15 protein-coding genes are annotated in these 14,633 nt (G+C 39.1%); 4 read left to right on the top strand and 11 right to left on the bottom strand.

The window, feature by feature from the left end; translation table 11 throughout:
* Positions 1 to 16: 16 nt before the first annotated feature.
* Together NSQ11_RS08860 and NSQ11_RS08855 are read left to right on the top strand one after the other, a co-directional pair.
* Entirely contained in the window at positions 17 to 1,882 is a 1,866-nt protein-coding gene (locus NSQ11_RS08860) for a DNA ligase D (protein ID WP_057079497.1), read from the top strand.
* Between the two features lie 34 nt (positions 1,883 to 1,916).
* On the top strand, positions 1,917 to 2,612 hold the full coding sequence (locus NSQ11_RS08855; RefSeq protein ID WP_008343947.1) for a YoaK family protein: 696 nt from the start codon (positions 1,917 to 1,919) through the stop codon (positions 2,610 to 2,612).
* Between the two features lie 39 nt (positions 2,613 to 2,651).
* Here the strand turns inward: NSQ11_RS08855 and NSQ11_RS08850 are convergent, their stop codons facing one another.
* The 5 genes from NSQ11_RS08850 to NSQ11_RS08830 form a co-directional block, all read right to left on the bottom strand.
* Positions 2,652 to 2,873: a hypothetical protein gene (locus tag NSQ11_RS08850; RefSeq protein WP_008343948.1), complete on the bottom strand. Its 222-nt coding sequence runs from the start codon at positions 2,871 to 2,873 to the stop codon at positions 2,652 to 2,654.
* 462 nt (positions 2,874 to 3,335) lie between these two features.
* The gene (locus NSQ11_RS08845; RefSeq protein ID WP_035391960.1) at positions 3,336 to 4,448 is read right to left on the bottom strand and encodes a tetratricopeptide repeat protein; all 1,113 of its coding nucleotides are present in this window, start codon (positions 4,446 to 4,448) and stop codon (positions 3,336 to 3,338) included.
* A gap of 244 nt (positions 4,449 to 4,692) precedes the next feature.
* Entirely contained in the window at positions 4,693 to 5,802 is a 1,110-nt protein-coding gene (locus tag NSQ11_RS08840; protein ID WP_342501334.1) for a collagen-like protein, read from the bottom strand.
* 44 nt (positions 5,803 to 5,846) lie between these two features.
* A complete protein-coding gene (locus tag NSQ11_RS08835; protein WP_008343952.1) occupies positions 5,847 to 6,191 on the bottom strand; it encodes an S-Ena type endospore appendage in 345 nt (114 codons plus the stop codon).
* 74 nt (positions 6,192 to 6,265) lie between these two features.
* Positions 6,266 to 6,919, bottom strand: coding sequence for a CotZ-related putative spore coat protein (locus NSQ11_RS08830; protein WP_035392640.1), 654 nt, complete (start codon positions 6,917 to 6,919; stop codon positions 6,266 to 6,268).
* A gap of 384 nt (positions 6,920 to 7,303) precedes the next feature.
* On the opposite strand from NSQ11_RS08830, the gene NSQ11_RS08825 reads away from it, so the two are divergent.
* Positions 7,304 to 7,675, top strand: a complete 372-nt coding sequence (locus NSQ11_RS08825; RefSeq protein WP_008343954.1) for an iron chaperone — start codon at positions 7,304 to 7,306, stop codon at positions 7,673 to 7,675.
* Positions 7,676 to 7,732: 57 nt separating this feature from the next.
* On the opposite strand, the gene NSQ11_RS08820 is transcribed toward NSQ11_RS08825, so the two are convergent.
* Complete coding sequence (locus NSQ11_RS08820) at positions 7,733 to 8,314, bottom strand: undecaprenyl-diphosphatase (protein WP_008343955.1); 582 nt, start codon at positions 8,312 to 8,314, stop codon at positions 7,733 to 7,735.
* 140 nt (positions 8,315 to 8,454) lie between these two features.
* Complete coding sequence (locus NSQ11_RS08815; RefSeq protein WP_035391969.1) at positions 8,455 to 8,997, bottom strand: GNAT family N-acetyltransferase; 543 nt, start codon at positions 8,995 to 8,997, stop codon at positions 8,455 to 8,457.
* Positions 8,998 to 9,162: 165 nt separating this feature from the next.
* On the opposite strand from NSQ11_RS08815, the gene NSQ11_RS08810 reads away from it, so the two are divergent.
* Positions 9,163 to 9,624, top strand: coding sequence for a macro domain-containing protein (locus tag NSQ11_RS08810; RefSeq protein ID WP_135008858.1), 462 nt, complete (start codon positions 9,163 to 9,165; stop codon positions 9,622 to 9,624).
* Positions 9,625 to 9,693: 69 nt separating this feature from the next.
* On the opposite strand, the gene NSQ11_RS08805 is transcribed toward NSQ11_RS08810, so the two are convergent.
* From NSQ11_RS08805 to NSQ11_RS08790, 4 genes are all read right to left on the bottom strand, one after another.
* Positions 9,694 to 10,176: a TIGR01741 family protein gene (locus tag NSQ11_RS08805; protein ID WP_008343959.1), complete on the bottom strand. Its 483-nt coding sequence runs from the start codon at positions 10,174 to 10,176 to the stop codon at positions 9,694 to 9,696.
* Positions 10,177 to 10,181: 5 nt separating this feature from the next.
* The gene (locus NSQ11_RS08800) at positions 10,182 to 12,107 is read right to left on the bottom strand and encodes a T7SS effector LXG polymorphic toxin (RefSeq protein WP_008343960.1); all 1,926 of its coding nucleotides are present in this window, start codon (positions 12,105 to 12,107) and stop codon (positions 10,182 to 10,184) included.
* 183 nt (positions 12,108 to 12,290) lie between these two features.
* Complete coding sequence (locus tag NSQ11_RS08795; RefSeq protein ID WP_008343961.1) at positions 12,291 to 13,169, bottom strand: hypothetical protein; 879 nt, start codon at positions 13,167 to 13,169, stop codon at positions 12,291 to 12,293.
* A 561-nt stretch (positions 13,170 to 13,730) separates the two neighbouring features.
* On the bottom strand, positions 13,731 to 14,066 hold the full coding sequence (locus NSQ11_RS08790) for a hypothetical protein (RefSeq protein ID WP_008343962.1): 336 nt from the start codon (positions 14,064 to 14,066) through the stop codon (positions 13,731 to 13,733).
* Positions 14,067 to 14,633: the final 567 nt, after the last annotated feature.

The raw sequence follows: 14,633 nt of genomic DNA, 5'->3' as shown, positions 1-14,633 counted from the left end.
GGAAGTGAAAAACACAATGAAACCGATGCGTTTAACGTCTGCACATGGTATTCCTGTTGGAGCAGACTGGCTGTATGAATTAAAATATGACGGCTTCAGGGCCATTCTTATTTGGGAAAAAGACGCCATCCATTTAGAGAGCAGAGCGGGAAAACGATTAAACAAACAATTTCCTGAAGTCATTGAGCAGTGCCAGCAACTAACAAAGCAGCTTGCACCTATTTTACCGCTGACCCTAGATGGAGAATTGGTCTTTTTACTGAGTGAACAAGAAAGCGACTTTACTAAAGTTCAGCAAAGAGGCCGCCTGAAAAACACAGAAACCATTCAACGCCAGGCTAAGCGGTTTCCATGTCATTTGATTGCATTTGATCTATTGAGATGCAAAGGGAAATCCCTCGTTGATTTACCGCTGATTGAAAGAAAAGCTGAGCTGCATGAGGTGTTCCAAGCTGCAAATCTTCCTCCCTCCGTTCAGCTGAATCACCCCTCTCTTCTTCAAATCATCCAAACCGATAGCAGCCCTGATGACATGAAAAAAATCATGCTGACCTATTTAGCGGAAGGATTAGTTGCTAAAAAGAAAATGAGTAAATGGCAGGAGCATACCCGCTCGAAAGAATGGCTCAAAATCAAAAATTGGCGGTATGTATCTGTCATCGTGACTCGTTTTGATAAAGACAATGGCTATTTTCAAGGATGTCTTTATCAAGAAACGAATCTCTTAGAGGTTGTCCAATTTAAGCATGGTTTTTCTAAAGAAGAAGAACAAACCCTGCGCACCTTATTTCTAACCAAAGGTCAAATGACTGGAGCATCACATTATGAAATCCCACCATCCATTGTCGCAAAGATTGCCTGTATCTCTTTTGATGGATCAGCCTTACGAGAGCCCCGGTTTTCTTCGTTTTTATTCGCTGCAGATCCAGCAACGTGTACCTTTCAACACATGCTCAAACAGCTTTATCCGCTCCCAGCTTTGATTGACGTCACCCACCCAGAGAAACCGGTTGTACCTGCCCTTCATATCACAAAGGCAGATTACTTACTTTATTTGAGGCAAGCCGCTCCCTATTTATTGCCCTTTTTACGTGAAAGACGTCTTACGTTAATACGCTTTCCTCATGGCACTGGTGGAGAATCTTTTTATCAAAAGGCAACGCCCGATTATGCGCCTGATTTTGTTGAGACAGATCAAGCGCACGATATGTCTTACACAATCTGTAATGATCCTAATACGTTGCTTTGGCTTGGTAACCAGCTGGCGATGGAATTTCATATTCCTTTTGAAACGAGAGATACAGATCGGCCTGTAGAAATTGTATTTGATTTAGATCCGCCTTCTGTTAAAGAGTTTCACCTAGCAATAGAAGCAGCCAAACGAATCAAGGCCATTTTAGATGGACTCTTTCTCACCGCATTTATTAAAACAAGTGGTGGGAAAGGGCTACAAGTTTATATCCCATTGAAGAAAAATGCCTTCACATATGAACAAACTAGACAATTCACTGCGTTCATCTGCCAATTTTTATGCGAACAAGCACCCGAGCTGTTTACGCTAGAGCGTCTAAAGAAAAACCGCGGCAACCGTTTATATTTAGACTACCTTCAACATGATGCTGGAAAAACAATCATCGCCCCGTATTCCCCGAGAGGAAACGAGCTCGGACTTGTTGCAACACCGATTGAATGGGAAGAATTAAATAGCGAAGACTGTCACCCTTCTTTATTTACGATGCCGGCTGTTATGAAACGTCTAAAGGAAAAAGGCGATCCATTCCGGAAAATGAGGCACCATGTGAATGATGATTCTTTTCGACAAGTTTTATATCAGCTGCAGGACATGTTACCAGCTCATAAAATGGACATACGCGGTCATTAAGCGTTACACTTATTCATTAGATAGGAAGAAAGGGATGACTATTTTGACCGCACACTCAATACGAAACATTGCCCTGATGTTCTTATGTCTTACCGCAGGAATAGTGGATGTTATTGGCTATTTAAGCCTGGGGCATGTGTTTACAGCAAATATGACGGGAAATATTGTACTGCTTGGCATTGCAGCAGGCAGTTCATTGCAGTTAACCGCTCTTCATTCCATCACGGCACTTAGCGGATTTGTTCTAGGTGTTTTACTAGCTGTTGTCATAGGTGGAAAACAAGAAAAAACATTTTGGCCAAAAGCCGTTACACGCATCTTTATCATAGAAGTCATCATCTTGCTTCTATTTGCTCTTATGACCATTTTTCCTTATACGCAAGGTGCTTATTTTATGCTGATTATCCTTTTAAGTATGGCGATGGGCATGCAAACGGCGGCCGCACGCAAATTAAATGTCGCTGGCATTTCTACAACAGTTTTAACGAGTACACTTGCTAACTTATTTGAAGATTTGGCGCAGCGCTTATCAAATCGGGAAAAAAGAAAAGCCCCTATTCAACATGTGAGCTTGCTGCGAATCGGTTCTATTGTCTTTTACTGCCTAGGAGCTGCTTTAGCAGCATACACAGATGCGTACGATCCGTTTATCATCATTTGGCTGCCTATTTGCATCCTAGGGGTTATCGTGATCACAGCTACATTTAAGCACTTTCACCAATTGAAATAGCCAATCTTAGATGGCTATTTCAACCACTGTGATAAAACATTAATAACTTCTTACATAAAAACCAGGAGGACGCCCCATAATGAATGTGGAGCCATATGGAGAATATCCAGAAAACGTCCCGAACCCTCCATATCCAGGGTAACCTCCTAAGCCCGAGAATACGCCAGGGCTCACATAATACCCGCCAAAGCCAATATGAGGGCCCACTGCACCTCCGCTAAAACCGCCGCCATGAAAGCCTCCATATACCCGAGGATCCATACAATCACCTGCCTTCAACTTACACTTCATCTCATCATATGCGTGACAAATGGAGCGGTGTTCCCACTTTTGTAACAATTTCTATGTACTATAGACCAATTTGATGAAATTTGAATGAAAAGTCCTGCAAAAAATTAAATTAAGCAAAGAAAGGTGACCTTTTTAACTTGTTGCTCTGCCCTATATTTATTTAGAATAATGGAGCAGGTAACAAATTTGCACACCCCCTTTGTTGCGAATTCTTCTTATTAAACGTTCTTGCAGCGTTTAATAAGAAGAGCCTATTTTCACACATATAAAAAACCCTTGCTGATCATCATCAACAAGGGCGAGAAATGATTGGGTGATTAACCACCAATGATTTTTTCTGCTACTTCGAAAGAACCCGCTACATTTTCAGTTAAAACAGCCGCAGCGACCGCTAAACCCACAACGAATAATACTTTTAATCCTGTTTTCATCTTATATCAACCCCATTCTTTTCATATGTAAATCCGCTTCTAAACTTTTATTCAAGTAAAAAACAGACTGCTCATAAAGTGCTTGCTTTTCACAATACTTTGCAGCAAAGTGAGAAAGCTCTTTCACTTCATGATATTCATTCTTTTCTTCTAACTTTCTTAATTTCTCATTAATTTGCTGAAATCTTTGTGGCACATTCGTTAAGTAAAGATCATGTACGATGCCTATTTTGAGCTGAAACACTTCATGAGAAGCTTCTTTCATTCGGGCATATGCAGCATCTATATACTGACTTGCACGCTGCTTTTCACCAATCACACAGAGTTCCCGGCTGATCAGATACGTAGAATGGAAAAAGAAATCTGAATCATAATACTCTTGATGAGACAATGCTTTTTCAAGATGTCGTATAGATTCTTTCGGTTTATTCCAAAATGAATATAAAATGGCGACATTATGATGGTGCTGAGCCAGCATAAAATCATCCTGTTCGCTCGTCAACACCTCTTCCGCCAAACGATAATTCTCAAGCGCTTCTTCGTACCTGCCAATCTCTGTAAGGTTGGCTGCAATAAGAGAATATGAAAGTGCAGTTCTTCTTTCATAGTGCTTGTGACGTTTATAGACGTGTAGAGCCCTGCGAATATAACTTAATGAAAGCATGATATGACTCAGGCGATAGTAAAGCCACGCGACCTTAAAATCGAAATCAGCGCGTTCGATTTCACTTGGAATTTTATCTAAGAGCTTTTCCGCACTTTGATACATCTGTAATGCAACCTCATAATTCCCCTGATGCTGTTCATACACACCCTCATAAAAATCAAAATAGTAAGCAAGGCGATTAGACAAATCATCATCTTTTTTCCCATAATGGCCTTCTTTACTTTTCGTTGAAACATTGCCTTTTTGCCCTCTTAAATTGTACATCAGAATATGATGCCTTTTCTCAAGAAGAGAATAATACATGAGGATGTCAGCATCATCAATTTCCTCTACTGCTTGTTTCGCTTTAGCAAATAGCCGTTCTGCCTCATCTGCATGATCTTTTTTGATTTCCATGTTCCAGTCATTTAATAGTGATGCCAATTCCGCCACAGGAACTTTGCTCATTCTACACCCCCAATCACCTTCAGCTACACCACATGATTTCACTAAATATGGAACTTCTATTAGCAATTGCTAATTCGTCCATTTGACATCATTTTAATATGAATCACTTGAATCTTCAATAACCGATTCCTTTGTTATTGCGTTTCTTTCTCCTAGTCAATGATGCATACACTAAAAAATCCGTCTTTTTTCTATTAAAGGACACGGTTGAATTGAAAAAAAGCCCTTATTGGGCTTTTTGGATTTATTCCAATCTGATAATGGTTAATGCCGCTCCAACAGATCCCCCGCCAAGTAATACTACGGTTGCGACTAAACCGAATATTTGAAGAGAAATTTGATTCCCTGCTGCAAGTGTTGTAATGAGAGATACATTGTAGGTAGATGTAGATAAAGCAGGTGTTAAAATAGACCCTGCTATGGGGGTTCCGTTGTTAATTACTCTTGTTCCTGCCAGAAGTGCAGCGTTTGTATTTACTTGATACGTGATGAAATATCGTCCTGAAACAGGTACAGTAAACACCGTATTACCACCACTTACGGTAAATCCATCTAAACTTTGGTTATTAGGCAGCGTCACTGCCGTTCCGCCCAAAACAACCAGCACCGTACTTCCCGACGTATTGGATGCGTACATCGAGTTAGTTGTTAAACTAGTACCGGTTGGACCTGTGTCACCTGTGGCTCCGGTTGGACCAGTTACTCCTGTTGGACCTGTGGCACCAGTTGTGCCCGTTGCACCGGTTGAACCCGTGGCTCCAGTCGGGCCGGTTATTCCTGTTGAACCCGTGGCTCCGGTTGGGCCGGTTACTCCTGTTGAACCCGTGGCTCCCGTTGAGCCGGTTATTCCTGTTGGACCCGTGGCTCCCGTTGAGCCGGTTATTCCTGTTGGACCCGTGGCTCCCGTTGGACCAGTTACTCCTGTTGAGCCCGTTGCACCAGTTGGGCCAGTTACTCCTGTTGAACCCGTGACTCCCGTTGGGCCAGTTACTCCCGTTGAACCCGTGGCTCCGGTTGGGCCAGTTACTCCCGTTGAGCCGGTTATTCCTGTTGGACCAGTTATTCCCGTTGAACCCGTGGCTCCAGTCGGGCCGGTTGGACCGGTTACTCCCGTTGAGCCGGTTATTCCTGTTGGACCAGTTATTCCCGTTGAACCCGTGGCTCCCGTTGGGCCAGTTACTCCCGTTGAACCCGTGGCTCCCGTTGGGCCAGTTACTCCCGTTGAACCCGTGGCTCCAGTCGGGCCAGTTACTCCCGTTGAACCCGTGGCTCCAGTCGGGCCAGTTACTCCCGTTGAACCCGTGGCTCCCGTTGGACCGGTTATTCCTCCACACATATTAAGTTGGGCGCACATGTCTCACACTACTTTCAAACTGTGGAATCTTCAAGACACACACACTAATACTGATAATTGAGAGAAAACGAAACGACAATACTTCCAGTCGAGGTTCCACCAGTAGCTAAAATCCCAATCGAGTTCAGATCACTGAGCGTAATGGATCGACTCTCTCCTGGCGGTACCGTGAAATCAGGAACAGCTGTACCGTTTACCTCTAAAGCCACGGTAGGTGCTACAGCCACAATCCCATTGTTTTCCACCATGATGGTTCCGTTTATGACATAAGGTGTTCCATCTGTCCAGACGACAACTGCATCAGCTGCTGCTGCTAAATCAAGTGTGAAGCATACTGCATCATTTACAAAGCCCGCTTGTTCATTACTACATCCGCCTAAAATAGCCATTTTAACCCTCCTTCAACCTAGTCTTGATAGACTATGATCCATTGACCTTTGAAGATTGTGCGATTATCACAGCTTCAAAGCTTTATTTTTCTTCTTTGCACCATGTTGATTTGCATGTCTAATCGTGCTTGCACACTTTCAGTTGATGGAGATTTCAAGATAAATTTCACATCTTTCACAGTAATCGCACGACTTTCTCCTTTTTGGACAAGAAGATCATAACAAAATGTACCAGTTTGAATCCTAATTGCGACTGGTACATCCTGATGATCTTGATGATGCAACACAACAGTTGCCGTATTGAGAAATTTTGTTCCATTCCGCCATACTTCCACCGAACTGGGCGTTGTGGAAAAACAAAGAAAGATGTGGTGAGATTCTATATTCTTTAAAATAAGCGCATCATATACAGGAAGCTCTACTTCAATCATTCCACATAAAAAAGAAAGATCTACAAGAATTTTCGAACTGGATCGATACAAAACTTTTTGACAGCATGTTGATCTATTGCAGCACGGTACAAGAAGTTCCAACAGCACACAATTCTGCTTTTCATTGATAGAGCTCAAAGAAAAATAGCAAGTCTTAAACACACTTCTTTCAAAAAACACCCATGAGTAAAAAGGTTCCCCATCTTCCATGGTGAGCAAAAAGGGAGAACTCATCGAACGTTTGTGAGTAAAGCCTTCTAATTTTGTTTGATTGTTTATCTCTTTTAGTTTACTCATCAACAGGTTTGTCACTTTCAATCAGCCCAATTCCATGCTGTATACATAACTATATGGTCTTTTATCATATGTGCCTTTGACTATTTTGTGCGATTGGATTAGATGATGAGCATAGCTTTTCATTTTTCAAGTTTCTCTATATAATATGAACAAGAACTTCCGTGCCTCAGTAGCTCTAGAAGGGAAGAGCGCCGTAAAACAATTGTAGCTAGCGGGTCGCAAGGCAAGGGTTTCAGAAGCACCGAAAAGCAAATGAGCTGAGACAGGTGAAACTCCTGTCGGTGAAATTCCGTAGGGAAGCGTGTTGCCCCCTAGCCTATGCTTACGAAAGGAGTGCGGGTTCGAATCCCGTCTGAGGCTTGATGAATATGGAGGATGAAAACAATGCAGGTTTTTGAAGAATATGTAAGCAATATCGGTCATCCAGAGCTGAAACAGCGCATGCAAGACATCTTACAATGGATTTCAGACACATTCCCTCAATTAGAGCCCAGAATTGCTTGGAATCAGCCCATGTTCACAGATCATGGCACATTTATTATCGGATTTAGCGTCGCAAAACACCACATTTCTGTCGCACCAGAAGGAAAAGGGATTGATCACTTTTCAGCAGATATTGTACAAGCTGGTTATGACCATGGAAAAAAGATGTTTCGGATGAAGGAAAGCTTACCGATTGACTATCCTCTACTTAAAAAAATCATTGAATTTAACATTGAAGACAAAGCAGATTGTTCCACATTTTGGCGAAAATAATAAACACCCCGATCTGATTTCATAACAGATTGGGGTGTTTTTTCGTGGACTTACATTTTATTTGGTTCTCTCTCCTGCCCATTTCTGCTCCACCCATTCAAAGCACGACAGAAGCAGGCTAACGCCCTTTTGGAATAGCGGCAAATAAACAACCGTTACCGCCGTTAAACAAGCGATCACAGCACCTGCCAGCACATCAAATGGATAATGAACACCTACCCAAATCCTTGAAAATCCTACAGCGCAGGCAATGAAAAGCCAATAAATACGACGCTTGTGAAAAAGCCATAAGACTATACAAATGGAAAAAATAAAAATGGTGTGATCACTCGGAAAAGAGTTGTTCACTTCCTTTTCGATTAAAAGATTAACATGATTCAATTCTGCAAAGGGCTGCTGATTGGAATAAAAGAGCCCAGCGACTTTCCCTAACATCTCTGCCAAGATAAAGGTCAACCCAGCAGATATCATCATCCATCTGTTTCTTCTGCTCCGATTTTGAAACCACATGATCAAAAATATGATCGCAATGAACATCACTGAATATTCAGCCAATCCAATAAGAACTGGATTTAAGACATCGTGATTCATACTAAGTTGATTAATCGACCGAAATACCCGTTCATTAAACTCCTGCATCTCATTTCATTCCTTTTGCTTCGTTTAGGAAAAGGATAAATGAAAAAAGAAGACCGTGACATCGATCGAGCGAACAAAATAAAGGGATCATCTCACATTTTTGTCACTTCATTGTCATCCGGATACCAAGAAACAAAGCACTATTTAGAATGAAACTGCTCCCATTCTTTTTTCAGCAAAGCATATTGATAGGTATTTTCATATTTAGGTGTGCCATCCTCATTTGTAGTAAATGAAACAAACTCAAGAAAGAAGCCTTCTTTCCTCATACCTAAACGTTCGCATAATGTTTGAGATCGATCATTGTCATCCTCTACATATGCATATAAGCGCCTTGCTCCTTGATTGACAAATAGATACGACAAGAGAGCTTCTGCACTTTCACGGGCATATCCATTCCCTTCATATGACGCATGAAAATTCCAGCCAATCGAATACGTATCCGGCTCATCTTTTAGATAAAACAGTTCACCGATAATCAACTGACTTTCTTTTAAACAAACCGCCATATAAGAGTGATCTGCTTTTCTTTTTTGCACCTTAGCTACCGCTTCTTCTAATGTAGAGATTTGATCATCCAGAAAACAATTCACTCTTGGTTGAGACAAGTATGCAAGCATTCCGGGTGCATCTTCATCACGAAATGGTCTAAGAATTAACCGATTTGTTTCTATTTTATCCATAAGACTCTCCTTACTACTTTTTCTTTATCTTTCACTATTTTAGATGTCATGGACTGTTTTTGCCAATTTGATCGTATGAACGTATCCATTTTTTTAAACATAATGTCATCAAAACTGGTATAATAGAACATAAGTTTGCATTTTATTGAAAAGGGATGACTTGAAATGATCAAAACGGTAGAAGGCAATATCTTAGACGCAGAAGAAGACATCATCTGTCACCAAGTGAATTGTAAGGGTGTCATGGGAGCAGGGTTAGCAAAGCAAATCAAAAGCAAATACCCAAATGTGTATAAAGACTATAAACGTTTATGTGCAGAACAAGGAGATGACTTATTAAGCTCCGTCCAGCTCATCACAACAAACGACGGAAAAACCATTGCCAACTTATTCGCTCAAGTTGGATACGGAAGAAAAACAAAACAAACAGATGACGACGCATTACGCAGCTGCTTTGAACATCTAAAACAGACAGTGACAAATCCAAATGAAGAGAACCTCCTTCATTCTATCGCCATTCCTTATGGGATCGGCTGCGGCTTGGCAGGTGGCGATTGGACGGTTGTTCGAGAGATGATAGAAGAGGTCCTTGGTGAGTGTGAAGTGACGGTTTATCGGTTTAAATAGGTAAAATGGGAAATTCTTATGAAACAAATATTACAAAAACCCTCCTTCATTCATTTGGAGGGTCATTTGCTATTTGCTATTTTCTTCTTTATTTTTCAAATAATTTAGCACAGCTTCTTTATCTTTCTCGTCTTCTGGTAAAAACCCGAACGTTTTATACTCCCATACGGCTCTTCTCTGGATACCATAAAGCCCTATAGATAAAATATCTTCATAGCCATAATCAATCGAGAATTTCCCTGTTTTATCTAATTGTAGGGTAGCTGTTGTCCAAGCACCTAAATCATTTTGTATATATGCTTTTTTCAATTCTTCAAAAGTTTTACTTAGTTCGTATAATAAATGAATGTATGTTGACTTACTTACATTATATTTAAGTGGAATTTCATGTCCATAAACATACTCTTCACTATTAGTCTCGTTGAAACAAAATGTAATTCCAGCCGAATCATCAAGGATTTCTGCATACATCCAAACTTTATCCCAATCATATGGTATTAATTCATTAATTGATTCTGCTATCTTTTTATAATAGTGTTCTATTGATTCCATTATCTTTAACCTCCAGGTTGATTCTTGATAAATTCTTGAACATAACTTTTTCCTACTTTATATTCCACAAAAAAACTATCAGGTCTTAGCAAATCACCTTGATAAATAGGCTCAATACTTACCTCTACATGTTTAGGTGGAATCTCTTTGAGTGCAGCCAACCATTCCTGCTCCATGTTATACCATTTCCCGCCACTACGATTAATCTGGGAATTCATCGGAAGTAGGTTATCAATATCCCCAGACCCTTTAAAAATAGATGCAATTAAATGCCCTCCATCATCATCCAGTAATCGATCCGGCTTTCCTGAATTGGATTGAGCATATTGGTTTCTTTTCATCTCTCCATATTTTAAATCACTTGCTTCGACTTTGACAATGCGGCCATAGTGATCTGTTGTGTAGGTGTAACCTTGCTTTGTTGAATAAACGACATTCGGTTTTAATACCTTTTTGCGTTTCCATCGCACATAGTGCTCTCCGTAACTGACAACGGTCGGTGGTGATTTAGGTGCTGGTAATCTTCTGCCTGTCTGAGAGGTACCGTATCCTGAGTTGTTGTCTAGACGCTTTGCCATGGAGAGGAGTTTATTTTTGAGATTTTCTCCATCAAATACATTGTACGGGAGCTTCGGTCCACCAGCCATTTGAAACTTTGGTGAATATGGCAATAGACCAGGAATAGAGACTCTATCTAATGATTTTGCTCCTTGTTCAAGGCCTTTCTTCACTGTTGTTTTGGCCGCTGTTGTCCCTGTTTTTGTGATGGCTCCTGCCCCTTTAGACCCAAAGACAATTTCTGCTAGAGAACCAGTCGCATAGGCGAACCAGTGTGATCTCGAGTAGGCATCACCTTCAATGACCTCTTTTTGGAATGAATCAGAAATAGATTTTCCAATCGCTTTCGACGTTTCAATTGGATGAGAAACAGCCGTTACGACAGATTCAACGGCACCTCCAGGATCTGTCACAAGATCGTAGATGCCAACTACTGTATCTTTTGCCACATCATATAGACCAACTGCAGCACCTTTGACACTATCAATAAATACCTCCGAGGCCTCTTCCTGAGCTTTGATTTGGAGAAGCTGGCTGTAATACATTTTTTGATCATATGTGAGATTCTCATATCCGATCTCGTCTACAATCTCAAAGTATTTCGCTTCTGATAGACACGAAGGATCATTGAGCTTTTCTTTCAATTCTTTGATTCTTCGTTTTTCTTTTTCTTCGTTTTTCACCTTTAAATAGGCTTTTACTTGAGCATCAATTTGATCATGGTTCTTGTACACGTCTGTCTCATGAAATGCTTTTGCATCATAATACATTGGCTGCGCATTCTTTCCTTTTCCAGTAGCAGCCATCATCTTTGCATAAAAAGTGTTGAGGTGGTTCTCAACCGCTTCTGACTTTGCGTATTCCGTTTTTAAATCATTGTCTATTTGATGTAAAACTTCAATGGTCTCTTTTCTTTTTTTGTTCGCATCGTCTAAATGTTCATTGACCTCTTTACTTGAAAAAGTATGTAATTCAATTAAATCACTAATATCATCAAAAATAGTGGAAAGTGCCTCTTTTTGTTCTTTGACCATATCTTTATTGTTCTGAATCCCTTGTTTCAATTGAGTGTCTAAAAAGTGCTCATCAATAAAAGTACTCCCGCCTAATGATTCATCATCAAGCTTTCCTTTCACCCCATCTAAAAAAGCTTTCTGCATATCGATAAAATCAAGATATGTGTCTGTGTACAGCGCAAGATCCTCATAAAAAGATTTGATATTGTCTGCACCTTTTCCAGTAAATTCATCACCTAAGCCCGACACACTTTTTAATGCTTTTTTCACAAGTTTCATTTCTTCTTGAAGCTCATGATAGGCCTTTGATCTCTGTTCTACAGCTGATAGTAAAGATGGAGCATCTAATATTTTCATATAAAAAAGACTCCTTTTATGGCATATTCTTTTACTAGAATACCATAAGGAGCCTGACACTTTAATCCACTTTATCGTTTTTTAACCAATTTTGAAGAATTTGAACATACTCATTGAATGAGATGCTGTTATCAATAGGAATTAATAAGGAATCCTAATAAAGAGAAGGGCTTCCCTCTTCTCTTATCTATCTCCATATACAAAGCTATATTCTGTAACTAAATCATCTCCCCAACTATCACTAAAACTTATTGAAGCTGGGCCAACACTAATGGAAATACCATTTATTGTTGCATAAGTGTGATGATATTTTGTGATAATATTTGCAGGATCTCCTTTTTTAGACTTTGGAACAAGTACATCTCTATCCATTGTTATAAATTGAGTATCTCCATAGCCAGGTGAAAGAATAACTCCATGACCATAATTTTTGTATGAGTCTGTATCAGCTGATAGTTGTTTATCTTCTGTTACATGTGTGAGGCCACCTTTACCATCAGCAACGGCCTTTTGTTGCTGCCAATACCCCTCAAAAGTACCTGATAAAGGGACTGCAGATGTATCCCAAGCTACTGCAAACGCATCTTTTTTATGGTTAACAGGCTTTTTAAACCATTCGGCATAAGAATGATATTGATATTTATAATTAGTTCCAGATGTACCTTTATAAAAAACTTGTTGAGAAATAAGCAGTTTGCTATTTGTTGCCGGATCGGTTGGCGGTAAAGATGATAAGGTATGTATTTTATCAGATTCTCCTAAATCACCATTATCTTTCAACCCTACATCTTCGTATGAAATACTTTTTCCTGTGAGCTTTTTATACTTCTTTATGTCCTCTAATTTTGTTTTTGCAATCCGCTTTTCATTCTCAGAATTATATTCAATTCGTTCTCCATCTAGTGAATTATAATATGTAGTAGACTTGACAACTTCAAGTTTGACTGAATGTTCTTGGCTTGTATTATCTTTAGTTTCCTTACTTTTTGCACTTGAAATACCCCCAAACATTGTCAATGAGAATACGAAAGCTAGTAAAATGAGTATGAACCTGATTTTCATCCCAAACACCTCCGCCCACACACTACCATATAAAGAAAAAATCGTAAATATCTCAAGTATGGTTTTTATTATTATAAGAAAATACAAAGATTAGAATTAACCAAAAAGACAATACTTCAAACAGTCCACTGTTGTATATTTTTGAAAAAGGTAAAATCAAAGTAAAATAAGTTAAAATGATGGCTCCTAACAACATATATAATGTGCGTTTCATTTACATCCCCCCAACAATTTTTTCTCAACGATATCATATTTTTTAAGACCTTTCAAAAATGATTTAGCAAAGTTGCTCTTATAGTCTACACTTCGGTAGGCAGTACTCACATAGATTACTTTCACGTTCAAACTCCATCACAACTTCATCAAATTATGATAGCAATCATTAAGACACTTATTAATTTTTTGCATCTCAAATCACTTGGGGTTGTAATGCCACCCTGTAATATTCTGTTTACCATTTATTTATTTTCACACCTACATAACTTTCTCCATCCCTTACTCCAAGTAAACACAAAGCTAAAAAAGGTGAAACTATACTCCACTAAAAAAAGAAAAACCCTATTATAAGAGTTTTTCTTTTTTGGAATCGTAGTCTTTAATAATATCAATTGGATCAATCGCATCATCATCTTGTGTATATTCCTCTACATAAGGAGTAATTAATTTCTCAAACTGCTTTTCATCATCCACTAGAGCAATACAAGTTTCATACCCTTCAAAATCAGATGGGTATAAATTTGCAACAGCACTACCAGTTTTTAAAGCCTGATCTATCGCATTTTTTAATTCCAATAGACCCTTCCTGTTTCCTAAAATCAATGCTTCTCTGTGATGAGTTTCTTGAGCATATATATTACACATCTCTAAAACATCATCATCGTTCACTTGAATAGACATATAAAAGCACCTCCGAAGTTAAATGTCAACATGCCAAAGAGCCATGACCTCAAACGTCTGATCCCAATAGTGATTGCGGACACCGCAAACAAAAATAGCTCAAACTACTTAACTGTACTTTGCTCCTTTTTATATTTCATTACTTTTATAATTCTATAAACTATTACAGCAACATAGCACACAACTAAGGTAATCAGATATTCAAAAGGAAAATCTCTTTGTACACCTTGATAAAGAAAAATTGCTAAAAGGACTGTAAACAAAATTATTTGAAAAACTTCTTTTTTTATCATCCAAATCCTCCGATATACTTTCACTTACGTTTTATACTTTTAATTACAATCCAGAGAAAGTTATGTTACCGTGAAATTATAAAACAATCAGTTTCAACATTCTACAGTCAGTTCCATATTTAGGATTTAAGTAACAAAATTGAAAGTATGTACTATATTTGTTTTTACCTCAAATTGTTTTCTTCTCTTTCTTCATAAAAACATCTTGAAATTCTTCATACATTTTTTCAGCTTTTCAGAATCCCATACTTTATACAGCTCTCACATAAATATA

This window comes from Bacillus sp. FSL W7-1582 (assembly GCF_038593325.1).
Classification (GTDB): Bacteria; Bacillota; Bacilli; order Bacillales; family Bacillaceae; genus Bacillus; species Bacillus altitudinis.
The sequence above is the reverse complement of the archived record's forward strand: the minus strand, read 5'-3'. Positions and strand labels throughout refer to the sequence as shown.